Genomic DNA, 25,489 nt, shown 5'->3' with positions numbered 1-25,489 from the left:
TTGAATTGCCGATGCAGGAGGAAATTGAATGATAGATTAAAATAAAGCAGCCCAGCACGAATGCTGGGCTGAAAATTGAATTAACTTGCAGGTTGTATCATTGGTGTTAGGTTTTCGGCGATCTTAGCGACATCTTCTCCATTTCCCCCGACGATGATCATACTGGCGTTGCCAATTGGAGTAACAACGCCTGACATACCTTTTTCATTAAAGTCGATAGGCTGCTCGCTTTTAATGCTTGTTAGGAACAGCGTGACTTTGCCTTTTTCACCCTGAAAAACCATATGCATCGCATTAGATTTACCAAAGCCACAATGATTTAAGTAGTAAACATGGTAAGGAAAGTTCTGATCGAACTGGTAAGCAAAAGGTGACATCTTGGCATTGATTTGCTGAGAAGTGACTTTTTCATCCAGTACGTTTACAAAGCTGCTTTCATCGACGACATGCTTCATCGCGGTATCGGCTAAACTTGCTTGTGCTGGGGAAACCACAATATTACCCCAATTGACTTGCCCAACTAATAAACCAAATGCAAAAGCCACAGATGCCGCCATCGCCATGGCACGCTTAGCAAAAGTCGGTCTGATGATATTCTGTTCATTCGATGTTTGCTTAAATAGAATTCGATCGGCTAAATCATCCGGAACATCAACGTTCATTGCGTTAGATATTTGTGTATCTAAATTTAAAACGTCATCAAGAAACTTCCCGTTAGCTTCATTATTTGTTAATGCGTCTAATAGCTGTTGATCTCGCCGTTTTGGGTCAGACAAAACGCGGCGGCGAAATTCTAAATCATCCATTTTGCTGCCCTCTCTGTTTCTCATCCGAATCCAACATCTCTTTTAATTGATTGCGGGCTCGGAATAAGCGAGTCATTACCGTATTTTTGTTGAGATCTAAAATATCTCCAATCTCTTCACCACTGAATCCACCTACAACTTGTAGGAAGAGGGGTTCTCGGTAATCGACCTCTAGTTTCATTATTTGTGCTTGAAGCCACTCTTGTTGATGATGTGGGTCATCATTGATCTTGGCTTCATGGCCGTGATCATCAATATCGACGAGATCAAGCTGTTTTCGTTCAAAGCGTCGTGCATTTTCTCGTCTCAAGATAGTAATGAGCCAAGATTTTGCCGCTTTTTCGTCTTGTAGGCTATCGAGAGATTTCCATGCCCTTAAGCAGGTCTCTTGCACAAGATCTTCAGCAACGCTCTTATCTTTACATAGCCAATAAGCGTAGCGGAATAGATCTCGATGGTAGGCCCTTACAAGCGCTTCGTATTTTCTTTGTTTGTCCATATCAGAGTTGACCGGACGATCTGGCTTTTTATTTCCAAACATTTTTAATATCGACACATGAGCCTCCATTTTTGCTCTGCGGATAGCATTTTTTTTATTTATGTCCAGTTTCGAAAGTTGCAAATCACACTAAAATTGATCTACTTCAAAATATCGCGCTCTCAAGCCGTTATAGTACACATTGTTGTCTAGTTAGTCATTTATGACTAGCGTGTTGAGCAAGACAACAACTTCCTTTTGAAGGCTGACTTTACTTTCTCCTAATCAGGAAACTGATTATTTCAATTGGCGCAAGTTAATTGCTTTATATACATTCCAACCACACAGCTTTGTGTGGTTTTTTTTTGCTTTAAATTCAAGTGGTTCGAACCTACTCCTTCCCAATAGTTCCCTAGATTAAGTAGTAAATTGTTAATCCAGAACACGATTGTAGTTCACGTTTAGTTAAACGAGCGTTTGATTCTTTTAACAACTTCGTTACAATACAATCAGGTCAGACCTCTTATTCTAAGGAGAAACAATGGGCAAACAGGAAGTCACCACGCGTTCAGGTGAACGTGTAGCAATCGTTGCGGGGCTGCGAACACCATTTGCACGTCAAAGCACTGAATTTAGCCAAGTACCAGCCGTCGATCTTGGAAAAATGGTGGTGAGTGAAATGCTTGCTCGTACCGATATCGATCCTGCTTTAATTGAACAAGTCGTGTTTGGTCAGGTGGTTCAAATGCCTGAAGCGCCGAATATTGCCCGTGAGATTGTCCTTGGAACAGGAATGAATATCCATACTGACGCTTATAGTGTTACTCGCGCTTGTGCGACGAGCTTCCAAGCTTCTGTTAATGTTGCAGAGAGCATTATGGCTGGCTCTATTGATATCGGTATCGCTGGCGGTGCAGACTCCTCTTCTGTTTTGCCTATTGGTGTGACGAAAAAACTGGCGGCAAATTTACTTGCTTTAAGTAAAACCAAAACTGTCGGGCAGAAACTTAAAATCCTCAAAAGCCTATCACTGAAAGATTTGATGCCAGTACCTCCTGCGGTGGCTGAATATTCCACAGGGCTATCGATGGGGCAGACGGCTGAGCAGATGGCAAAAACTCACGGTATCACTCGAGCCGAACAAGATGCCTTGGCTCATCGCTCGCACTCCTTAGCATCAATTGCTTGGAACGAGGGTAAGATCCAAGATGAAGTCATGACTGCATTTCCTGCGCCATATAAGAAGTGGATCTCTCAAGATAACAATATTCGACATGACTCGACTCTAGAGGGTTACGCTAAGCTTAGACCTGCTTTTGACCGCCAATACGGAAGTGTCACTGCTGCAAATAGTACGCCTTTAACCGATGGTGGCGCTGCGGTAATGCTTATGCGTGAAGGAAAAGCGAAGGAGCTCGGTTTAGAAATCATGGGTTACATTCGGTCGTATGCCTTTTCTGCGATTGGCGTTGAGACAGATATGTTAATGGGGCCATCTTATGCGACGTCAATGGCGTTACAAAAGGCGGGTCTAGAACTGTCAGATTTAACCTTAATTGATATGCATGAAGCCTTTGCCGCACAAGCTCTCGCGAATGTGAAGATGTTTGCAAGTGACAAATTTGCACAAGAAAATCTCGGTCGTTCAAAAGCGATGGGGGAGATCGATATGGACAAATTTAATGTACTTGGTGGTTCTATTGCTTATGGGCACCCATTTGCAGCAACAGGCGCAAGAATGATGACGCAAACTCTACGTGAATTAAAACGCAGAGGTGGCGGAATTGGTTTAAATACAGCATGTGCAGCTGGTGGTTTGGGCGCGGCAATGATTTTGGAGGTTGAGTAATGAGTGAGCAAGCATTTAATTTAACGATTGATGAGCAAAACCTAGCTTGGCTCGCCATCGATGTACCCAATGAAAAAATGAACACCCTTCAAGCGGCGTTTGCAGATGACATGAAAGCCATCTTTGTTCAGTTAGAAGAGAAAAAATCGACAATTAAAGGGTTGATTGTTCACTCACTGAAACCGGACAACTTCATCGCAGGTGCTGATATTCGCATGCTAGATGATTGCACGACAGCAGAACAAGCCGAAGCCTTAGCGACACAAGGCCAAGAGATGTTCCAGACGCTGTCTGACTTGCCATACCCTGTTGTGGCTGCGATTCACGGCCCATGTTTAGGTGGTGGACTTGAGTTAGCGCTCGCTTGTGACTATCGAGTGTGTAGTGATTCTGATAAAACGCGCTTAGGTTTACCGGAAGTTCAATTAGGACTGCTTCCGGGTTCCGGTGGTACTCAGCGTCTGCCTCGCTTGATTGGCTTGCTTCCGTCTCTTGATCTTATTATGACGGGTAAGCAACTTAGAGCTAAAAAAGCGAAGAAACTCGGAGTGGTGGATGCTTGTGTGCCTAATTCGGTGTTACTCGACGTCGCCAAAGATTTTGTAGAAAAGTATTCAGGTAAGAAAAAAGCAAAACGTAAAGTATCAACCAAAGAGAAGTTGATTGCTCATAGTGGACTTGGACGCAAAGTCATCTTCGAACAAGCGGCAAAGAAATCATATGAGAAGACTCGCGGAAATTACCCTGCGATTGATGCCATCCTTGAGGTTATTCGCAACGGATTAGAAAATGGGTTTGAGAAAGGCCAGCAATTAGAAGCGAAAAAATTTAGTGAACTGGTGATGACGCCAGAATCTAAATCGCTGCGTTCGATTTTCTTTGCAACGACGGAAATGAAAAAAGACAACGGCTCAGATTCTACGCCATTGCCCGTTAACCGTGTTGGTGTGCTTGGTGGCGGTTTGATGGGAGCGGGAATCAGTCACGTTAGTGTCGCTAAAGCGAAAGTCCCAGTTCGGATTAAAGATGTGTCTAATGACGGTGTATTAAATGCGTTGAACTATAACTACAAGTTGTTCAACAAGCAGTTTAAGCGCCGGATCATTACTAAATCTGGTCTGGAAAGTAAGATGTTACAGCTTTCTGGGGGCATTGATTTCACGAGCTTTAATACTCTTGATGTCGTCGTTGAAGCGGTATTTGAGGATCTTGACCTTAAACAGAGCATGGTTGCGGATATCGAAGCAAACGCAAAACGAGATACTGTTTTTGCTACCAATACGTCATCGTTGCCAATCCATAAAATTGCAGAAAAAGCACAGCGCCCTGAAAATATTGTGGGTCTGCACTACTTCAGTCCGGTTGAAAAAATGCCGCTAGTGGAAGTGATTCCGCACGCAACAACCTCTGACGAGACTATTGCGACAGTGGTTGCTTTTGCTCGTAAACAAGGGAAAACGCCAATTGTTGTAAAAGATTGTGCGGGTTTCTACGTAAACCGAATCTTAGCGCCATACATGAATGAGTCAGCTCAGGTGTTGATAGGTGGTGAGCCTATTGATGCACTAGATAAAGCGCTGCTTAATTTTGGTTTCCCAGTTGGGCCGATTACGTTATTAGACGAAGTTGGTGTGGATATTGGGGCGAAAATTATGCCGATTCTTGTGGATGAATTAGGCCCTCGTTTTAAAGGCCCGGATGTTTTCGATATTTTGCTTAATGATGATCGTAAAGGTCGTAAGAGTGGTAAAGGCTTCTACAGTTACAAAGGCAAGAAAAAGGAAGTCGATAAATCCGTTTATAAACTACTGAAATTACAGCCAGAAGCTAAGCTAACAGAAAAAGATATTTCACTTCGCTGCGTGCTTCCTATGTTGAATGAAGCGGTTCGCTGCTTGGATGAAGGTATTATCCGTAGCCCAAGAGATGGTGATATTGGTGCGATCTTCGGTATCGGTTTCCCTCCTTTTCTCGGTGGCCCATTCCGATATATGGATCAGATTGGAATCAAAGCCCTCGTTGAAATGATGAATGAATACGCGGAAAAATATGGTGACCGATATGCTCCGTGTGATGGTTTGCTCACTCGCGCGGGTTTAGATGAAAGCTTCTACTGATATTTAGTCGCAGGGGATAAATGGTAGCCATTGCTTTATGGTTATCGTTTATTCACTAGATACAAAAACGCCCGCTAACTATTTGCGGGCGTTTTTATTACTTGCTTTTACATTTCGCCAATCACTGACCCTAAATTAGAAACTTAGTCCAATTTATCGATTAGCCTAAATCACAATCTTTAGCTCTGAGCTGAAATTGATCAATTGAATCAATATCGTGCCCTAGATCCAGCCTTTCCTCTTCTAGGTGAGCGTTACCTAAACTGTGCATGATCAGTCGATTTGATGTCCGAGGTTTTAATTCATTAATAACAAAACGAATCATGTCTGAACGGCTAAGGGCTTTTAGTTCCTCTAACACTTTCTCTCGCTGATTGAACTCTACATCTTTATTCCCAATGGCAACCCATAAGCGCTGAGAGCGTCCGCGTAAAGTCACGTCTGGTGTCGCCATTTGATTCCATAATCCTTTTTTACTGCTGTGCCATTGGTACTCATTCAGCTCAAGTAGCACTAAGTAGAAAGCATTTAAGAACTCGTCAATCGACGCAACTAACTCTGTTGGAGCCGCATTAGGCGATTGAACATAGAGGACGATCCCCGGGTGGCGGTTTAGAGGCATGTTACCCGTTCCCACCATATAGCCTAATTGCTGTTTGGTGCGGATCTCATGAAAGAATGTTGCCGACATAAGATGATTAGCTAGCGAATATAGCGCGATGCTGCGTGGCAAAATGTCATCGCATTGGTAATAAACGACCACCGCAGAATCTTGCTGATCGCACACAACCTCATGCTGGAAAGTACCACTGTTGCCCAACATGATTAATGGTCTTAGTGACTCTTCGTATGCTTGGTTTTTTACTCGTAATGCGTTTTTTAATGTCGTGGCAATATCGTGAGCTTGTTGCTGAGTCCAATCACCATAAACAAAGGTCTCTACATGAAGTTCTGCGAGAATAGCGTCAACAAAAGTAGATAATTCATCTATTTTAATCTGTTCTAATGCTTCGATTAATACCGTGTATGGAGGGTTGTTTGGTTGAAGAACTCCAGACATAGCATTAAAAAGCTGTGAAATTGGGCGATCTTGAGCTGAATTTCGCCAACTACGCAAAAGTTGATTCTTAATCGAATCAAATCTTTCCTGGCTAAAATCTCGTTGTGAGAAACGCGATAGGATCATATCGAGCAGTTGAGGTTGTTTCTGACTAAAGCCCGATAATGTCAGTGTGACTCCACCTTGATGAGCGTACATGTTATAGCCCATACCAGCAATTTCAGCCTGATATGTCTCTTCGGCCAGTGAGTCTAGGAACATCTCAACACACAGCCGAGTTTTAACGATGTTAATGGGCGTTTCAACGGCATGAGGGCTGTCTATTGCCACATAGACGACCCCTTTTGGTACTCGGAATTGAGCATCTTGCAAATGCCACAATCGGAAACCCTCAAGATCTTCAATCAGCTCAGGAGTCTCTGCTTCTTTTTCCAGTGGCGTTGGGTCTAAGTCGTAGCAGATAAAGGGGTTTTTATCTGGAAGTTGAAAATCCCAACTAGGATCGATCTGCTGGAAATGGGCAAGTTGTTGTTGGCTAAACGGTGTGACGGAGTAGGGGGTAAAATACCACTTAGCGGTCTTATCATAGCTTAGCCCTTTACCTATCACTGTTGCTTTTAGATTGAGTGGGCAAAAATAGGAGAAGAGGGAGCGCAGGAACGTCTCATCGTAATGAGACATTTTATAATCCCCATAGATCACATCTTCTGGTGAATAGTGCTGCATGTTGATGACGAGATGGCTGACTAAATCCATAGAGCGTGTTGGTTCTTGGAAAAGGAACGCTGATTCAAGAACGGCTTGTTTCTCAATGTAACGCCACTCATCCATCCCTTGAAACTCTATAAGCTTGAAGTATTGGAAAACGGCTTGAGTGATTTGATCGGTATGCGCTAACCCTTCATCGGTTAGTGAGCAACTGAGGGTAAACTCTCGATAGTTACTGCCGCTTGCGCCTCCTCCAGCGGAAAGCGAGGTGATCCAACCTTTATTTTTCAGCTGCATCATTAGGCTCCCTTTCCCTTCGTAACCTAATAGGTGAGCAAAGTAGGATAAAGGCTTGCTGCCATAATATTCATCCATTGAGGGAAGAGGGAACGCGAGAATTAGTTTGCGGATCTCTTTTACAGGTTCGATACAGATAGTGATACCAGCGCTATTGTCGTCTGTCATCGGTTCTGAAATGGACTTTTGATTGAGATTTTTATTTTGGATAGCGGAAAATTTGTCTTCGACCCACTGTTGCAACTCATCTAATGATTGAGGGCCTGTTACTGCGAGCGTCATTAGATCAGACGAGTAGCACTGCTGGTGGAAATTTAAAATCTCTTGGCGAATGGATTGCCCGCCACGATCATTGAGGGTTTCAAGATTGCCCACCGAAAATTTAGCAAAAGGGTGTTTGGGGTTGGCTACTTCTTTCTGAACTTGATACAAACGCCTAGAGTCATCGGCGAGTTTCAGTTTGTATTCCGACTCGACGGCTTGGCGTTCTTTATCTAATGCTTCTTCATTAAAGAGAGGTGCTTCAAAAAATTGGGCGAAGCGATCGAGTGCTTTTTCGAAGACGTTCGGCGATATATCAAAGAAAAAGCAAGTATGTTCAGTTCCAGTCCAAGCATTATTTCTACCACCATGTTGGCTAATATAGCTTTGAAACTCACCCACTTTAGGGTATTTTTCCGTACCCAAAAAAAGCATGTGTTCAAGATAGTGAGCGAGCCCTTCACGATCGAGAGGATCGTCAAAGTGGCCAACATTCACGGCAAGAGCGGCGGCAGATTTTTGTGCGTCGATTTCTTGAATCAACAAAACACGTAATCCGTTCGATAACGTTAAATAACGATATTGATTGGTATCATTTGGACTTAGGTGCACAGAGCATCTCCAAAAAAAGCGATGTATTAATTATGACTCTGATATGAGCAGGTGCAAATCTTGATTTTAGATTTTGGGATATATCCCCAAGCTAGCCCAAGTGGGTTGTATTTACTAGAATTTAATAGACTGTTAAGAGTATCGAAGTCTTTCATTCGTGAATTGATATAATTAAGTGTCGGAAAATAATAGTCAGTTAGCATGAGCGGCATTCGCTTGAATACAAAACTGACGTATAAGAGATAAACAGCAATAAGACTGTTTTATCAATTAGCGCAAATGCCAAGAAGTGTCTAATGCTTGGTAAAATAGGATAGAACATGAAAATTTTTATTATGCGCCACGGGGAAGCGGAGCACTATGCTGCGAGTGATGCAGAAAGAGCGCTTACTGAGCGAGGTCAACGTAGCTCAGCGGCTGTCGCTAAAGCATGTAAAGAGCAAGGTTTCAGCCAATTTGATAAAGTGCTAGTTAGTCCTTACTTACGTGCGCAGCAAACATGGCAAACGATTAGCGAATATTATAACGCGAAAAGTGTTGAAACATGTGACGACATCACGCCTTATGGCCAATCTGACTATGTGCGTGATTACGCAACGGCTCTCATCGAAACAGAGCAATTAGAGTCACTACTTTTTGTATCTCACCTTCCATTAGTGGGTTACTTAACGGCTGATTTTGTCACAGACATGATGCCGCCAATGTTCCCCACATCAGGTTTAGTGTGTATTGAATTTGATCCAGAAACCCAAACCGGAGATTTGTTATGGAATATTAATCCGTAACCACGCCTACTTTTCTGGAATCGATAGCAGAATCAATAAGGCACCATTTCCGCCAAATTCGAGTGGTGCTTGGTGAAACGCCATGACATCAGGGTGTTGGGCGAGCCAGAGCGGCACTTTCTTTTTCAGAATGTGTTTGCCAATACCATGTTGCACACAAGCACAATGTACACTCTCTTTTACACAGTGAGCGATCATGGCACCAAGTTCGCGTTTGGCTTCTTGTTGAGTCATGCCGTGCATATCTAGATAGACATCAGGGACATAGACGCCTCGACGAAGGCGTTTGACCTCATATTTTGAGACATCATCACGGGCGTAGCGTGTTGGTCCGTCTTCATTTAATAGCGGTACAAACTCATCAGAGAAATAAAATTCTGTATCACTCGCTTGGCGGGCCGTACGTTTTATTTCTTTTTGTGTTGTATCTCTTTTTGGCTGCTGGATTATGGTATCCTGTTGCAACTTTTTAACGCCCTGTACTGCATCCTTGAATAAGGCGAAATCATCATCGATATCGGTGTTTTTTTTGCTCATCAGGTTATCAATTCTAAACAGAAACTAAATTAGCAGTATTGTAGCGCTTTTCGGAGGCAATTTTGGATAAGATTTTTGTAGAAGAGGCCGTGTCTGAACTTCACACTCTTCAAGATATGATTCGTTGGACGGTTAGCCGCTTTAATGCAGCAGGTTTATTCTATGGTCATGGAACCGATAACGCATGGGATGAAGCAGTTCAATTAATCCTACCAACTCTTTATTTACCGATTGATGTGCCTCCTCATGTTTTGAATTCTCGCTTAACTAATAGTGAGCGTTTACGTATTGTGGAACGAGTAATTCATCGTATTAATGACCGAACGCCAACCGCTTACTTGACCAATAAAGCTTGGTTCTGTGGTTTAGAGTTCTTTGTTGATGAGCGCGTTCTTGTGCCTCGTTCTCCAATTGGTGAACTTATTGAAGCGCAATTCCAACCGTGGTTAGTTGAAGAGCCAGTACGCATTATGGACTTATGTACCGGCAGTGGTTGTATTGCGATCGCTTGTGCACATGCATTCCCTGATGCGGAAGTGGATGCTATCGATATCTCAACCGATGCACTACAAGTTGCTGAGCAGAATGTACAAGATCACGGAATGGAGCAGCAAGTGTTCCCAATTCGTTCTGATCTATTCCGCGATTTACCAAAAGAAAAGTACAACCTAATTGTATCGAACCCACCTTATGTGGATGAAGAAGACATGGGTAGCTTGCCTGAAGAGTTTACCCATGAGCCTGAACTTGGTTTAGCTGCGGGTACTGATGGCCTTAAACTGGTTCGTCGTATTTTGTCTAATGCCCCTGACTATTTAACCGATGACGGTATCTTGATCTGTGAAGTAGGCAATTCAATGGTGCATATGATGGAACAGTACCCAGACATTCCATTCACTTGGATTGAGTTCTCTAATGGTGGTCATGGTGTATTCATGATCACTCGCGCTCAGTTGGTTGAGTGTGCAGAAGAGTTTGCACTCTACAAAGATTAAACCATTCGTATAGATAGATTTTGTTCTATTTGTATCTGAAAACGTCAGCTTTTAACGCTGGCGTTTTTTTATGTTTTTCGATAAGCAAGGAAAGCATGTCATTAATTGTTAGAATTTAGTGTATTTTTTGGTTTACAAGAATTGCTATTAAAGCCACTATGAAATCACGAAGAATTGATGATTGAACGCGGTGATGAGTAAAATTGGTTGGCAAGATGCCCCAAATCTTATCCCCACTTCTACACAGAGGATGTAATGGCAGGAAATAGTATCGGGCAACACTTTCGAGTAACAACATTCGGGGAGAGTCACGGTATCGCACTAGGATGTATCGTCGATGGATGCCCTCCGGGATTAGAGCTTACCGAATCAGATTTACAAAAGGACTTGGACCGCCGCCGTCCGGGTACCTCTCGCTATACAACGGCTCGTCGTGAAGCCGATGAAGTGAAAATTCTATCTGGTGTCTTTGAAGGGCAAACAACAGGAACGTCAATTGGCCTGTTGATTGAAAACACCGATCAGCGTTCTAAAGATTATTCTGAAATCAAAGATAAATTCCGTCCAGGCCATGCTGACTATACTTACCATCAAAAATATGGGGTTCGTGATTATCGTGGCGGTGGTCGCTCTTCTGCGCGTGAAACGGCAATGCGTGTGGCTGCCGGAGCCATTGCAAAAAAATACCTTAGACAAGAATTTGGTGTAGAAATCCAAGCTTATTTATCGCAAATGGGCGATATTTCAATTGATAAAGTCGATTGGAATGAGATAGAGAATAACGCTTTCTTTTGCCCTGATGCTGATAAAGTGCCTGAATTTGATCAATTGATTCGTGATTTACTCAAAGAAGGCAACTCCATTGGTGCAAAGATTCAAGTGGTGGCAACGAAAATTCCAGTAGGGTTGGGTGAGCCAATATTTGACCGATTGGATGCTGACATTGCTCATGCGCTGATGAGTATCAACGCAGTCAAAGGCGTTGAAATTGGCGATGGCTTTGGTGTAGTGAACCAAAAGGGAAGTGAGCATCGTGATCCATTAACTCCTGAAGGTTTCTCAAGTAATCATGCTGGTGGTATTTTGGGCGGCATTTCGACTGGACAAGATATTGTTGCGAGTATTGCGCTTAAACCGACATCGAGCATTACCGTTCCCGGTGAAACGATCACGAAAGATGGTGAACCGACTCAGTTAATTACTAAAGGGCGGCACGATCCATGTGTGGGTATTCGTGCGGTACCAATTGCTGAAGCTATGCTGGCGATTGTGTTGCTCGATCATCTGCTGCGCCACCGTGGTCAGAACTTTGGCGTGCAGACGACGACTCCACAGATATAGAGTTCAAGTCGAGTGTTTAAAATAAAACCGCGTCCAAGGTAAAATAGCTTCAACGAAAAACGCCCTCATATATTATGAGGGCGTTTTTATTAGGTCGGTTATCGCTTTGTGTAAAGCATAGCTAATGATCAAGAGTCGTCTTATTTCAATAGCTTAATGTCAATAGCTTAATTTCAGAACATAGTCTTATCGAAGAACTAGCTTAATCGCAGAACATAGTTTACTCACAGAAATAGCTTAATAGTAGATATGGATGGATTAATGAATGGAGCCTTCAGTTTCCAAGTGGAAAGAGGGCAATCGCCATTTAAATCGAACGGCTGCCATTCGCAGTAAATAGCCGACACTGAGTGTCACAACTGTGCTGGTTACATCACTGATGCCATATTCAAGCAAAGCTAAATAGAGCCCAGATGCGACGAGCGCGACAGAGGCATAAAGCTCTTCATGCAGTACGAGTGGTGTTTGTCGACAAATCATATCGCGAAGTAGCCCACCAAATACACCCGTGACTAAGCCTGAAACCATACAGATAGCAGGATGAAGCCCCATTGTCATGGCGACTTTTGTTCCGATGATACTGAATACAATGAGCCCCAGTGCATCCAGACGAATAAATAGCCCTTTAAATTTAATGACCCACTTTGCCAAACCAGTCGTCACCACGCCAGCAACGCAGGTGATCATCAAGTATTCAGGGTTTTTAACCCAGCCGAGAGGGTAGTGCCCTAGGAGAATATCGCGAACCGTCCCACCCCCAATTGCTGTCGCACTTGCTACCAGCATGACACCAAACCAATCCATTTTTTTTCGACCAGCACTGAGCGCACCTGTCATTGCTTCTGCTGTGATCCCTACGATATATAAAACACTTAATAGCATCGTCTTAAACTCTATAAATTACCTAGCAGGAAGTGCTTGGTTATAAAAAATGAAAGCGCGATTCTAGTGCTTAAGCGGCAATCTGACGAATGAGATTTTGTACTGTGAACAGAGCTTATTGATTAGATTAACTAATTCTAGGGTGATGATATAACTCAGCTAAATCCTTTACCTAGGAAGATAAAAAATGGAGAATGTATCGTGTTGTTCCTAATAGACCTAAATAAACTATGAGCCATCACTATCCAGACATCATCGCCATTTTTAATACCACATTTTCCAACAGCTTTAATACCCAATTAGAGCTTGGCGGAGATGAACCTATTTACTTACCCGCTGATGATAATAATGAACACCATCGGATTATTTTTGCTCGTGGTTTCTATGCGTCGGCCATGCATGAAATTGCTCACTGGTGTGTGGCTGGTCCAAAGCGCCGATTACTGGAAGATTTTGGTTACTGGTACGAGCCTGATGGGCGTACTGCCGAAGTTCAAGCTGAATTCGAGAAAGTCGAAATCAGACCACAAGCTTATGAGTGGATTTTGTCACAAAGCGCAGGCTTTCCTTTTAGTGTTAGCTGTGACAATCTACACGGCGATTTTGAACCGGATAGATTAGCGTTTATGAGTAAAGTTCATCAGGAAGTGATGAGCATTTTAGACGCTGGGTTACCAGAAAGAGTCAAAATGCTTGCAGACGCTTTGAGTGACTTTTATAAGACACCAGCATTAACCCCTTGCCAATTTGTCGTGAAATAAAAAAGAGAACGAAATGATTATTGAATTTGAAGAGAAGTTACTTGAGTTGATTGATAGCCGAATTGAAACTGCGTCTGATGATGAATTGTTTGCCGGTGGTTACTTGCGTGGTCATATTTCTCTTTCTATTGCATCATGCGAAGAAGAGGGAATCAACGACGTCGCTGTAGTAAAAGAGCGTATTGAAAAAAGCCTCGATGATGCGCGTTCAGAACTCAGTCCAGCCGATCGTACTATTGTTAGCGATTTATGGCAGGAGCTACAAAGTCAAGCGTAGCTCATTCACAGTGCTGCGCACCTATATATAAGCTATAGATAAGATATAGATAAGACTCGTTCGAATAATTTGAATGAGTCCGTACAATTTTTGTAGTTGTTGAAATATTGCCCTGCTGTAATCTTATTAGCACTTAACGAGATGACAGAAACGAAAGGGTATCATCATGAAAATTATCGCATTTGGCGCAAGCACCAGCTCAACTTCTATTAATAAAGCTCTCGCAACTTATACAGCTAATTTGATTGAAGATGCTGAAGTTATCGTTTTAGATATCAATGACTATCAAGTTCCGATGTTTAGCGAAGATAAAGAAAAAGAGATCGGTCAAGCGGAAGGGGCGCAAGCATTCTTACGTGATCTTTCTCAAGCGGATGCCTTTGTTATTTCATTTGCTGAGCATAACGGTTACTTCCCTGCGGCTTACAAAAACCTATTTGATTGGACGACACGTATTGAGCGCTCTGTTTTTCAGGATAAGCCAGCGGTCTTTTTAGCTACATCGCCAGGTCCGGGTGGTGCACAATCTGCACTAGCGGCAGCAACGGGCTCTGCTCCATTCTTTGGCGGCAACGTTAAAGCTTCGGTTTCTGTGCCTAGTTTCTATGATAACTTCGATTTTGCGACTGGCTCAATCAGTAACGATGAGATCACTGCTCAACTAAAAGAGGCGGTTGCCCAGTTAGCGCAGTCATAACATTCAGCATAATGATCACGTTCGCACTGAGCGATTAATTTTAAAAAAGCCAGAACAGCCATGCCGTTCTGGCTTTTTTGTTTGAGGATAACTCAACTTTATTTAGCTCAACAGCTCACCGGCTCTTAACTCAACTCAACCGGGCCGTATTACGTATTATTGAGGCTGTTGGTTTTTGTCTGCCACGTAACCGTTAGTCAATGCTTTGCCTTTGCGCAGTCGTCTTACCCACATTCTGCTTGGGTGAATGGCTTCTAAGACATCCGCAGGAAGTGGGAGCGGGTCGCCGCAAATTTGAGAGGCCAACACTTCTGCCAATAAAGAGGCAGAGCTTAATCCGCGTGAGCCTAAACCAATAAAGCAGTAAAGATTCGGGTAGCTTGACACCGGCTTAATGTCATCCAGTGAATCGCGCTTAGGATTAAAGTTATGCAGATTTTGGTACTGGGTGGTAATTGCTTCGAAATCCCCTACATTTCCGACAAAAGGCAGGTGATCTCGACTGACACTGCGAATACCCTGGCGAGATAAGTTACCGCTCGTATCGGTCTCTTTTGCCCAATCTTGAGCAGGTAGTGAGCCTGCGAGCCTTACCCCATTGTGCTGTTGCACTTCAGGATCAAACTCTTGGTCAATATTACTTTTATCGTAGTTCGCACCAATGCAGTGGTGACCATTATTGAGATTTTGAGGAGTTAAATAGCCATCAAAGCACAATACCGTTTTCAACTTACTTAAGTTTTCAGTGGTTGGGATATGGCTCACTTGCCCTTTGACCGGAGTCAGCGGGATCCGCTGAGTTTGTTCAAATTGAGTAAATTTATGCCCATTTGCCACCACGACTTGATCATGATGAGTGATGACTTCACCGTTAGGTGTCTCTATCGTTAATTGCCACTGGTTTGTGTCGACTAACCACTTCAAATCGGTGACTTGATGCTGGTAGTGAGTGGTTACGGCGGATGCCTCTTCTAGCTTTTTGAACAAACCTTGGGTGAGTTGTAACGGGCTTAACCAGCCACCAAGTGGGAAGTAGACACTCTCTTTATCAACATTGAGGCCGATTTTCTTATTTGCTTCTTCTTGGGATAATCGTTGAATAAGATCGTGATGAAAGTTCCCTTCGAGCATTCGGTTCAGTTTTTTCTTCGAGGCTTCATCCCACATCAGAATGTTAACGCCACACCAATCATGGTCAAACGGAATGCTCTCTGCTGCTTGCTCGATAAATTGACGTGCGAACAGCATTCCTGGGCTAAATACTCGTGAAACATTCGATTTTTCATCACTCAAAAGAGGGTAAATTGCTCCTTGGTTGTTGCCAGAAGCGTTGCCTGCGGCCTGTTCGTGTTCGCAATAGACTGTAATGTTTTTACCGCGACGAGATAGCGTTTTGGCTAAAGCTGCACTCGCGATACCACCACCGATAATTGCGATATCGTTAGAATCCGAATGGGGAGACAGACCATACCAAGGTTTTGTATTGGTGTAAGGGACTTTGTTTTTGAGTGTTCCCGCGATCATTTCGCGTTTAATGCCAAAGCCTTTGACCTTTTTCATCTCAAAGCCAGCGTCTATCAAGCCACGTCGAACAAAGCCGGCTGCGGTGAAGGTCGCGCAAGTGCAATCTTGTTTTGCTAATTTTGCCATGCCATCAAACAGGTCTTGATTCCACATCTCAGGATTTTTACTTGGTGCAAAACCATCAAGGAACCAAGCGTCAATAATGCCTTCTGAGTAAGTCGGAACTAAAGGCATGCAATCTTTTATGTCCCCAAACCACAAATCAAGAGTGATAGCGCCGTCAGCTAAAACGATCCGGTGGCACTCAGGAACGGCAATCGGGTAGTGCTGCTGTAACTGTTCTGCGTATTGAGCAAGTTCAGGCCAAGCTTGATGCGCTTTAATTAGGTCATCTTTGTTCAGTGGGAATTTTTCGAAACTGACAAAATGCAGCTCTTTCAGCTCAGCGTCTGGGTTTTCTTTAAGAAACTGATCAAACCATTGCCATACCGCTAGAAAATTGAGACCAGTGCCAAACCCTGTTTCGCCAATGGTAAAGCGCCTTTGTTGATGCCCTTGCCACCGTTGAGGAAGGTGATTTTGTTGCAAGAACACATAGCGTGTTTCCTCTAAGCCGTTTACATTAGAGAAATAAACATCATCAAATTGATCAGATACGGGTGTTCCAGCCTCGTTCCAGCCGAGTTCAGCATTGGTTATTGAAGTCATATTGCCTTTGTTTTTGTGATATGGGACGGTCTGTAAGAGTTGATTGTACGAATTTCTGGGAAAGCTGACCACTTTTGTTATGCTTCTTAGTTATCATCTAGCTGTATTTTGAATTATAGGAATGTCACATGAAACGAGTCGTAATCACCGGTATGGGTATTGTTTCAAGTATCGGTAACAACGTCGAAGAAGTTTTAGCTTCACTAAAAGCGGGTAAATCAGGTATCACAGCTTCAGAACAGTTCAAGGAAAACGGACTTCGTTCTCAAGTTTGGGGTAACCTGAAAATGAACCCTGCTGACCATATTGATCGCAAAAAAGTGCGCTTTATGGGTGATGCGGCAGCCTTTGCTTACCTTTCAATGGAACAAGCAATCGCAGACTCTGGTCTAGCTGAAGACCAAGTTTCAAATGACCGTACTGGTATCGTTGCGGGTTCTGGTGGTGCATCATCACTGAACCAAGTAAATGCGGTTGATATTCTACGTAACAAAGGCGTTAAGCGTGTTGGTCCATACATGGTTCCACGTACTATGGCGTCAACGGTTTCTGCATGTCTTGCAACACCGTTTAAAATCCGTGGCGTGAACTACTCAATGAGTTCAGCTTGTGCAACGTCTGCACACTGTATCGGCCACGCAATGGAGCTGATCCAACTAGGCAAGCAAGATGTCGTATTTGCTGGTGGCGGTGAAGAACTTGATTGGTCTTTGACTATGATGTTCGATGCAATGGGCGCACTGTCGACTAAGTACAATGATTCTCCAGATCAAGCTTCTCGTACATACGATGCAGACCGTGATGGTTTCGTTATCTCTGGTGGCGGCGGTATGTTGGTTATCGAAGAGCTAGAGCACGCAAAAGCTCGTGGCGCAAAAATTTACGGTGAAATCGTAGGTTACGGTGCGACATCAGATGGCTACGACATGGTTGCTCCTTCAGGCGAAGGCGCAGTACGTTGCATGAAGATGGCAATGCAAAATGTTGATAGTGTTGATTACGTGAACACTCACGGTACTTCAACTCCTGTTGGTGACGTAAAAGAGCTTGGCGCAATCCAAGAGATCTTTGGCGGCGACAGCCCTGCTATTTCAGCAACAAAAGCGATGACAGGTCACGCTCTCGGTGCTGCTGGTGTTCATGAAGCGATTTACTCTACTTTGATGCTTGATAATGGTTTCGTAGCGCCAAGCATTAACATTGCGAATTTAGATGAAGCGGCTGAAGGCCTAGATATCGTGACAGAAATGCGCGAACAAGAGTTGATGACAGTAATGTCTAACAGCTTTGGCTTTGGCGGTACAAACGCTACGCTAGTGATTAAGAAATACCAAGACTAGGAGCGTTCCTAGCCATCTCGATACCTTTCAGCGTTAAATCAGTAAACGTTTAACGCTGATATCAAGGAATAGATTTTAAGGTTTCCAGAGCTTGATCAGGCTAACTGATCGAACAGACGCAGACCCTGTCCCCTGGAGAGCGGGACCGGATCCTTTTGTTCTGGATTTTGCCCAGTGGTTTACGCCACTGGGCATTTTTATTTGCTCGACAGATAGCCCCTGTTTACTGCAAAATCTATTTTCTCTTTTCATACCATTGATATGACTCCCTATGAAAATCCTAATTGATGAAAACATGCCTTATGCTGAACAACTCTTTAGCCAGCTAGGGGATGTTGTACTAAAGCCAGGTCGCACTCTAACCGCAGATGATTTAATTGACGTTGATGCCTTGATGATTCGCTCAGTGACGAAAGTAAACTCGGCACTGTTAGAAAAAGCGAATAAGCTAAAGTTCGTTGGTACGGCAACCGCAGGAATGGATCACGTCGATCAGCCGTTATTAGCGCAGAAAGGTATTTTTTTTACCGCAGCCCCAGGTTGTAACAAAGTCGGTGTGGCTGAATACGTCTTTAGCGTGATGATGGTACTTGCGCAGCAACATGGTTTCTCCGTTTTTGATAAAACCGTCGGAATTGTTGGTGCAGGCCAGGTGGGGAGTTACTTAGCTAAGTGCTTATCCGGTATTGGAATCAAAGTTTTGCTGAATGATCCGCCGAAAGAGCAAGCAGGCGATGCTCGTTCTTTTACACCATTAGATAAATTATTAGAGCAGGCCGACATTATCAGTTTGCATACACCGATCACCAAAGAGGGTGAACACCCAAGTCATCATTTGCTTGACGGTACTCGGTTGAGTGCTTTACGTGCTGATCAGATATTAATAAATGCCGCGCGCGGTCCAGTCGTGGATAACCAAGCCCTGAAGCAACGGCTTGAAAAACAAGATGGTTTTATTGCCGCGCTGGATGTATTTGAATTTGAACCACAAGTGGATATGGAACTGCTACCTTATCTTGCTTTTGCGACGCCACACGTCGCGGGCTATGGTTTAGAAGGCAAAGCTCGTGGGACAACCATGATTTTCAACTCTTATTGTGAGTTCATCAATAGTGAACAGCGAGCCGATCCAAACCGCTTATTACCTATCGCGCCTATCCCTAAAGTGCATTTAGATAGAGAATGGGATGAAGCAACACTGCACAATTTGACTCAGTTGATTTATGATGTGCGCCAAGATGATGCATTGTTCCGTCGCGAAATTGCCAAACCTGACTCTTTTGATCAGATGCGTAAGCAATATTGGGATAGAAGGGAGTACAGTGCAATCCAATTAGTTGGGGATGATTCATGCAATCTAGAGCCCCTAGCTAAGTTAGGCTTTAAGACAAAGCCCAATTTTCAGAATGAATGAGAGAGACAATGAGCCAAGAATTTAATATTGCTATTTTAGGTGCGACAGGTGCGGTTGGCGAGACCATCATTGAAGTACTAAAAGATCGTAAATTCCCTGTAGGTGAAATCTTCTTGCTTGCAAGTGAGCGTAGTGAAGGTAAAAGCTACCGATTCAATGGCAAAACGATCAGTGTTCAAAATGTAGAAGAGTTTGATTGGTCTCAAGCGCATATTGCATTCTTCTCTGCGGGTGCTGAGCAGTCTGCTAAGTGGGCTCCTGTTGCGGCAGATGAAGGTGTGGTTGTGATTGATAACACATCACAATACCGTTATGAATACGATGTGCCTCTAGTTGTTCCTGAAGTGAACCCAGAAGCGATTGCAGAGTTTCGTAACCGTAACATCATCGCAAACCCAAATTGCTCAACCATTCAAATGTTAGTGGCGCTTAAGCCAATTCATGATGCTGTTGGTTTAGAGCGTATTAACGTGTCGACTTACCAATCGGTTTCTGGTGCGGGTAAAGCCGGTATTGATGAGTTAGCAGGACAAACTGCAAAACTTTTAAATGGTCACCCAGCAGATAGCGAAGTGTTCAGCCAACAGATCGCATTTAACTGTGTGCCTCAAATTGACGAATTTACGGAAAATGGTTACACACGAGAAGAGATGAAGATGGTTTGGGAAACTCAAAAAATCTTTAATGATTCTTCAATCACCGTAAACCCGACTTGTGTACGAGTGCCTGTTTTCTACGGCCACGCAGAATCATTACATGTTGAAACATGCTCTCCAATCGGGGCTGAACAAGTAACAGAATTACTTAACGCGACGGATGGGGTTGAAGTGTATCCAGATTTGGATTTCCCAACTCAAGTTCGTGATGCTGGTGGTAAAGACCATGTAATGGTTGGCCGAATTCGTAATGATATTAGCCACCATAGTGGTATCAACCTTTGGGTTGTCGCAGACAACGTTCGCAAAGGTGCAGCAACCAATGCCGTGCAAATCGCAGAAGTTTTGATTCGTGATTACTTCTAACTAGCGATTCAATAAAGCCTCACCCAGTGTGAGGCTTTTTTCATCATATCGTTTATACCATCGACTATTTATGTGAGATTGCTGCGATTATCATGCCTGCCACACATTTTTTGCCTTCATCTCTATAGTTTTACGGCATTTATCCGATATATTTAATAGATCATAATTTTTCATACCTAAGCACATAGCTGAGCCTTATATGCGTCAAATTTATAAGCGATTATTAACGTCACTCACATTGATAGCCGCGACTCAGGTTTCAAACGTCCATGCAGATTCAATTCGTCTTTTAGGGCCGAATGGTGAAGTTCAGACATCTCCACAATACTCTGAACAAGTGCAAAGAGCTCAAGCTCCTGTTGCAAGTAGAGTTGTGCCTGATGAACCTTCGCGTTTTTATGGCCCAACAGGTGCCCGAGAGACCCTTTGGTCTATCGCTTCAAACCTGCGTCCATCGAATCGAGTTTCTGTCCAACAGACGCTTCTTGCTATTTATCGCCTGAATCCTCAAGCATTCGAAAATCAAAATATTCACAGCTTGCTCCCTAATCAAAATTTGAGAGTCCCTTCTTTAGAGCAAGTCAGTGCGAGTACCACTCAGCAAGCCATTGCCATCATGGATGCGCATACCGCCAAATTAGCCAATACTCCAACGGTTCGGCCTGTTACGAAAGCGGTGCAACCGATCCCTCGAACCGCATCTTCGAACGTAAGTGCACCGAGTGCATCTTTAGCCGCTGAAAAACCAGTTATGGAAAAAGCGGTGACGCCAAAGTCAGCTGCCAAACCTACGCCTTCGAAAACCGTTTCACCAGTATCTAGTAACCCGCTACCTAGCAATCAAGACATCGTTAAATTAGAGCAGGATCTAAGTAGCTCTGAAACCGAATTAACGTCACTTGAAGAGAAAAACCACCAATTAAGATTGATGCTGGCAGATGTGCAATCTGAAGTCGATGGACTAAAAGGTGAGCTTGGGGATGAAAGCCGTATTCGGTCAGAAGTGGAAAAACTTCTTGCTGAAGAACGTGCAAAAGAACTCGAAGAGCAAAAACTAGCGCCAACATCATTAGATACATTGCTTTCTAATGGATGGTTAGTGGCGTTATTAGCCATTATTCCAGGTTTACTGCTTGGTCTGATCGTCGTATTGCTGCTTGGCCGTCGTTCGAAGAGTGAAGAAACTGAAGCGAAACCAGTAGAAGAGTCGGTTGCTGAAGATGCACCGATTATCTTAGGTGAAGATGCGGATGAGCTGTCTGATGATCTCTCATTGGATGATGACCTATTCGGTGATGGCAGCGATCCTGATGCTCTATTTGGTGATGATACGACATCTGATGACGACGATATTTTTGCCAGTCTAGATGACGATGATCTTGATTTTAACCTTGAAGGTGAAGATGAAGAGGATCCATTTGCAGGTATTGGTGATGATGGTGATCTCGATGAGAGTTTCAGCGAATTTGACTCAAGCAGCAATGGCATCAGCGTTAACGGTGATGAAAAAGCGCTTGGCTTAGAAGAGATGGAACGAGCACTCGATGAAGTTGAGCCTGAGTTATCAGAGGAAGAAGAAGCCGCTTTCGACTTATCAGATGAAGGCGGAATGTCTCAAGATGAGATTGAAAAACTTCTCGCAAGCGATGAGCCAACAGAAGAGCTAGAAGACGATGCGGTTGATCAGTCGTTCTTAGATGACCTACTTGCCGGAAATGGAGACGACGATGACGACGATTTTGACATTGATAGTCTCATTGCTGAACAGGCTCCAAGCCCAAGTAGTACACCTGATCCCGATGATATTGATGATATCTTTGCACAAGTCGCCGCTGAAGAAGCGTCATCAGATGAATTTAACCTAGATGATGATACCGATAGCACTCCAGCCCCTACAAGCAATGCTGATGCATCTATTGATGATATCGATGACATCTTTGCTCAAGTTGCAGCGGAAAAAAGTGCGGAACCAGAAAGTTTAGCGTCTGATGATATTGACGACATTTTTGCTCAGTTCAGCACAGAAGCCTCCGACGATTTAAACTTAGACGATTCGGATAGTGATGATGTCACTCTACTTGACGAAATGCTTGACGACGAGGCTCCGCTTGAAGCTGAAAGTACAGACTTACTTGATGAACTTCTGAGTGACGACGATGAGCAAGATCTCGATCTGCAAGACAGTAGCGACTTATTGGATGACTTACTTAGTGAAGATGAGCCAAGTAATGGAACTACGGAAGCTGAGTTAGAAAACGAAGAGTTTGACCCTATCGCTGAGTTAGAGTCTCTTTCAGGTCTTTCCGATGATGAGCTTCTTGACCTTGATGAGAACAGTACAGAAACTCTGGATGAGTTACTGGGTACGGATTCGAACGATGAAACACCAGAGCTTGAACTTGATGAAGATAGCACTGATCTATTCGACGAACTCCTTGCTGGTGATATCGACGTAGATCAAGACGATAGCGATACTTTAGATGAACTTCTTAGTTCTGAATTGACGGACTTGAGCGAGGATTCTGTTAGTGCGAATGCAGAACCAAGCGTCGGTGAGAAAGCATCAGATGTCACTGAACCTTCGTTTGATGAGATTTTCAATAGCGCCATTGAAACAAACGAACAGCCAGAACATGAGGCTCCAGTTGTTTCTAATGAAGTGTCGTCTGATTCTGAGCTAGATGAAAATAGTACTGAGCTGAGCCAGAGCCAGAGCCAGAGCCAGAGCCAGAGCCAGAGCCAGAGCCAGAGCCAGAGCCAGAGCCAGAGCCAGAGCCAGAAAATGAAACCGGAATATCATCGGATGACGATCATCAGAGTGAAGTTTCTCGTTTCGAAGATATTGCAGCGCAAGATATTGATGATATTTTCACGTCAGAGAGCAGCGATGCTGAAGAAGATTGGTTATCTGCTGCTATTGATGATGTCGAATCGACTCAAGATGAGACAGAATCAGACTTTGACTTTGCGCCTACCATTGAAGGCGTTTCAGACAGTATCGACTCGGAAGATGAAGGTGTTGAGAGTGAATCATCCATTGATTTAGAAGATGACCAACTGTCGGCTCCCCCTTCAACCACTGATGAAAGCTTGGCTGATAAACCGGAAGAAATGAAACAGCCGAACATGCCAGAGTCGATTCCAAATGAGTTTGGAATGCCTCAAGATGATGATTGGCTCACTGATGACGACGAACTTGTTACCGAAGCTGAGCCGGAAAGTGCACCTGTTGTTTCAGAGCAAGAAATTGTAGCCTCTGAACCAGAAGCTCCAGCACCAGAAGCACCCGTACAACCAACAGCACAAGAGTTCGATGAGYTAGARCTTCCTGAATAYGGYGAAGAAGATGCYCTTGCGGATGCATTTGCAGAACCAAATTCAGATRCGGATATMGCTCAAGAGCCGCTTCTAGACGAACAGCTTGTCGATGAGCCAATAAGCAATGAACCTGCTGCTGAAGTCTCTGAGCCAGAAGCTCCAGCACAACCATCAGAGCAAGAGTTCGATGAGCTAGAGCTTCCTGAATACGGCGAAGAAGATGCCCTTGCGGATGCATTTGCAGAACCAARTTCRGATRCGGATATMGCTCAAGAGCCGCTTCTAGATGAGCCGTTTATAGACGAACAGCTTGTCGATGAGSCAATRAGCAATGAACCTGTTACTGAAGATTCTGAGCCAGAAGTACCCGTACAACCATCAGTGCAAGAGTTCGATGAGTTAGAACTTCCTGAATATGGTGAAGAAGATGCCCTTGCGGATGCATTTGCAGAACCAAGTTCAGATGCGGATATCGCTCAAGAGCCGCTTCTAGATGAACCGCTTATAGACGAACAGCTTGTCGATGAGGCAATGAGCAATGAACCTGTTACTGAAGATTCTGAGTCAGAAGTACCAGCACAACCATCAGTGCAAGAGTTCGATGAGTTAGAGCTTCCTGAATACGGTGAAGAAGATGCCCTTGCGGATGCTTTTTCAGAGCCAAGTTCAGATGCGGATATCGCTCAAGAACCTGAACCTGCGACTTTAGCACAAGAACTCGATGAGTTAGAACTTCCTGAATACAGTGAGCAAGATGCTCTTGCGGATGCATTCTCTAGTGTGGGAGCGGATACTGGCTTCGACCTAGACTCAGATTCAGATCTAGATCTAGGTAGTGAGGAGGGCGAGGCAGAAGCGGTTCAAAATACGGCCTCTTTCGAAGACAATTCCGATAAAGATGCTCTACAAGATCTGTTTTCAGCAAGTGCCGATGAAATCTTAGAAGAAGATATTGTTGGTGACTTTGATGAGTCAGCACTAGCGGAATTGCTATCAGAAGATGTTCAGCACTCTGTGGACGATATGTTCCGTCAGCCGATGGATAGCCGTGCTTCAGATAGTGCCGGGTTAGATATTGAAGCGATGCTTGATGTTGGCGGAGAAGATTGGGATGGATTCAATTTATCTCCAGATCAGAACGCAAGTAACTTAACCGGTGTTCCAGAAGATCAGCGTGAGGTTTGGCAAGATGATGCGCAATTAGAGCAGCCAAAAATCCAAGCTGAGGATTGGGGCAATCAAAATGAATTTTCTGATTTTGATGCAAAAAAATCGGAGTTCATGACCATTGACCAATTAATGGCTGAAGTCGATCAGAATGAACCACAACCGAACCCAGATGAAGAAGAGTTAAAGCTTGATGTAGGCTTAAATGAATTCCCAGATGTGATCGGCGACAATGGTGATGTGGATGTCGACAGCCATGGTGAAGCGGCCGGCAAGCTAGATTTGGCTAAAATTTATATTGAGATGAATGATAGCAACGGTGCGATTAAGTTATTGGAAGAGGCGATTGTTTACGGTGATGATACGATTCGCCGAGAAGCAAAAAATTTAATCGATACCTTAAATCGTCAATAACGGGTTAATCGTCCGCAATAAGTAAATTCAAAGAGCAGCAATTTTGTTGCTCTTTTTCTTTTTTAACGATAGAAGAAATCACCAACGAGATTAGAAATCTCAATGGATTGATATTATAC

At 43.7% G+C, this 25,489-nt stretch carries 17 protein-coding genes and 1 pseudogene; 12 read left to right on the top strand and 6 right to left on the bottom strand.

Annotated elements, in window-relative coordinates; translation table 11 throughout:
• Nucleotides 1–80: 80 nt before the first annotated feature.
• The gene (locus tag L4C39_RS05715; RefSeq protein ID WP_429744944.1) at nucleotides 81–806 is read right to left on the bottom strand and encodes a DUF3379 domain-containing protein; all 726 of its coding nucleotides are present in this window, start codon (nucleotides 804–806) and stop codon (nucleotides 81–83) included.
• Nucleotides 799–1,347, bottom strand: coding sequence for a sigma-70 family RNA polymerase sigma factor (locus L4C39_RS05710; RefSeq protein ID WP_017052466.1), 549 nt, complete (start codon nucleotides 1,345–1,347; stop codon nucleotides 799–801). Before L4C39_RS05710 ends, L4C39_RS05715 begins: the two co-directional genes overlap by 8 nt.
• Before the next feature lie 478 nt (nucleotides 1,348–1,825).
• Between L4C39_RS05710 and fadI the strand changes: the two genes are divergently transcribed.
• Together fadI and fadJ are read left to right on the top strand one after the other, a co-directional pair.
• On the top strand, nucleotides 1,826–3,133 hold the full coding sequence (gene fadI, locus L4C39_RS05705) for an acetyl-CoA C-acyltransferase FadI (RefSeq protein WP_017052465.1): 1,308 nt from the start codon (nucleotides 1,826–1,828) through the stop codon (nucleotides 3,131–3,133).
• Nucleotides 3,133–5,250, top strand: coding sequence for a fatty acid oxidation complex subunit alpha FadJ (fadJ, locus tag L4C39_RS05700; RefSeq protein WP_371712400.1), 2,118 nt, complete (start codon nucleotides 3,133–3,135; stop codon nucleotides 5,248–5,250). Before fadI ends, fadJ begins: the two co-directional genes overlap by 1 nt.
• Before the next feature lie 160 nt (nucleotides 5,251–5,410).
• On the opposite strand, the gene L4C39_RS05695 is transcribed toward fadJ, so the two are convergent.
• Nucleotides 5,411–8,188, bottom strand: a complete 2,778-nt coding sequence (locus tag L4C39_RS05695; RefSeq protein ID WP_429744941.1) for an insulinase family protein — start codon at nucleotides 8,186–8,188, stop codon at nucleotides 5,411–5,413.
• 320 nt (nucleotides 8,189–8,508) lie between these two features.
• Here L4C39_RS05695 and sixA point away from each other — a divergent pair, with 320 nt between their 5' ends.
• A complete protein-coding gene (sixA, locus tag L4C39_RS05690; RefSeq protein ID WP_017052462.1) occupies nucleotides 8,509–8,973 on the top strand; it encodes a phosphohistidine phosphatase SixA in 465 nt (154 codons plus the stop codon).
• Nucleotides 8,974–8,979: 6 nt separating this feature from the next.
• Here the strand turns inward: sixA and smrB are convergent, their stop codons facing one another.
• A complete protein-coding gene (gene smrB, locus L4C39_RS05685) occupies nucleotides 8,980–9,510 on the bottom strand; it encodes an endonuclease SmrB (protein ID WP_017052461.1) in 531 nt (176 codons plus the stop codon).
• A gap of 62 nt (nucleotides 9,511–9,572) precedes the next feature.
• Here smrB and prmB point away from each other — a divergent pair, with 62 nt between their 5' ends.
• Together prmB and aroC are read left to right on the top strand one after the other, a co-directional pair.
• Nucleotides 9,573–10,505 (top strand): 50S ribosomal protein L3 N(5)-glutamine methyltransferase, encoded by a 933-nt coding sequence (gene prmB / locus L4C39_RS05680; protein ID WP_113796817.1) that lies wholly within the window; start codon nucleotides 9,573–9,575, stop codon nucleotides 10,503–10,505.
• 255 nt (nucleotides 10,506–10,760) lie between these two features.
• Nucleotides 10,761–11,846, top strand: coding sequence for a chorismate synthase (gene aroC / locus L4C39_RS05675; RefSeq protein WP_429744938.1), 1,086 nt, complete (start codon nucleotides 10,761–10,763; stop codon nucleotides 11,844–11,846).
• A gap of 258 nt (nucleotides 11,847–12,104) precedes the next feature.
• Here aroC and L4C39_RS05670 read toward each other — a convergent pair whose 3' ends face one another.
• Nucleotides 12,105–12,728, bottom strand: coding sequence for a trimeric intracellular cation channel family protein (locus tag L4C39_RS05670; RefSeq protein WP_017052458.1), 624 nt, complete (start codon nucleotides 12,726–12,728; stop codon nucleotides 12,105–12,107).
• Between the two features lie 230 nt (nucleotides 12,729–12,958).
• On the opposite strand from L4C39_RS05670, the gene L4C39_RS05665 reads away from it, so the two are divergent.
• From L4C39_RS05665 to L4C39_RS05655, 3 genes are all read left to right on the top strand, one after another.
• Complete coding sequence (locus tag L4C39_RS05665; protein ID WP_017052457.1) at nucleotides 12,959–13,489, top strand: elongation factor P hydroxylase; 531 nt, start codon at nucleotides 12,959–12,961, stop codon at nucleotides 13,487–13,489.
• 13 nt (nucleotides 13,490–13,502) lie between these two features.
• Entirely contained in the window at nucleotides 13,503–13,766 is a 264-nt protein-coding gene (locus L4C39_RS05660) for a YfcL family protein (protein WP_017052456.1), read from the top strand.
• Nucleotides 13,767–13,932: 166 nt separating this feature from the next.
• Nucleotides 13,933–14,463, top strand: a complete 531-nt coding sequence (locus L4C39_RS05655; RefSeq protein WP_017052455.1) for an NADPH-dependent FMN reductase — start codon at nucleotides 13,933–13,935, stop codon at nucleotides 14,461–14,463.
• A gap of 156 nt (nucleotides 14,464–14,619) precedes the next feature.
• On the opposite strand, the gene mnmC is transcribed toward L4C39_RS05655, so the two are convergent.
• Nucleotides 14,620–16,767 (bottom strand): bifunctional tRNA (5-methylaminomethyl-2-thiouridine)(34)-methyltransferase MnmC2/FAD-dependent 5-carboxymethylaminomethyl-2-thiouridine(34) oxidoreductase MnmC1, encoded by a 2,148-nt coding sequence (mnmC, locus tag L4C39_RS05650; RefSeq protein WP_429744935.1) that lies wholly within the window; start codon nucleotides 16,765–16,767, stop codon nucleotides 14,620–14,622.
• Nucleotides 16,768–16,823: 56 nt separating this feature from the next.
• On the opposite strand from mnmC, the gene fabB reads away from it, so the two are divergent.
• From fabB to L4C39_RS05630, 4 genes and pseudogenes are all read left to right on the top strand, one after another.
• A complete protein-coding gene (gene fabB, locus L4C39_RS05645; RefSeq protein WP_429744934.1) occupies nucleotides 16,824–18,035 on the top strand; it encodes a beta-ketoacyl-ACP synthase I in 1,212 nt (403 codons plus the stop codon).
• Between the two features lie 271 nt (nucleotides 18,036–18,306).
• Nucleotides 18,307–19,449 (top strand): 4-phosphoerythronate dehydrogenase, encoded by a 1,143-nt coding sequence (locus L4C39_RS05640; protein WP_429744932.1) that lies wholly within the window; start codon nucleotides 18,307–18,309, stop codon nucleotides 19,447–19,449.
• Between the two features lie 8 nt (nucleotides 19,450–19,457).
• Complete coding sequence (locus L4C39_RS05635; RefSeq protein WP_017052450.1) at nucleotides 19,458–20,471, top strand: aspartate-semialdehyde dehydrogenase; 1,014 nt, start codon at nucleotides 19,458–19,460, stop codon at nucleotides 20,469–20,471.
• Nucleotides 20,472–20,670: 199 nt separating this feature from the next.
• Nucleotides 20,671–25,370: pseudogene (locus L4C39_RS05630) on the top strand (FimV/HubP family polar landmark protein).
• Nucleotides 25,371–25,489: the final 119 nt, after the last annotated feature.

The sequence above is a fragment of the Vibrio clamense genome (genome assembly GCF_050337905.1).
GTDB lineage: Bacteria > Pseudomonadota > Gammaproteobacteria > Enterobacterales > Vibrionaceae > Vibrio > Vibrio cortegadensis.
This window is presented reverse-complemented; position numbering and strand designations above follow the sequence as displayed.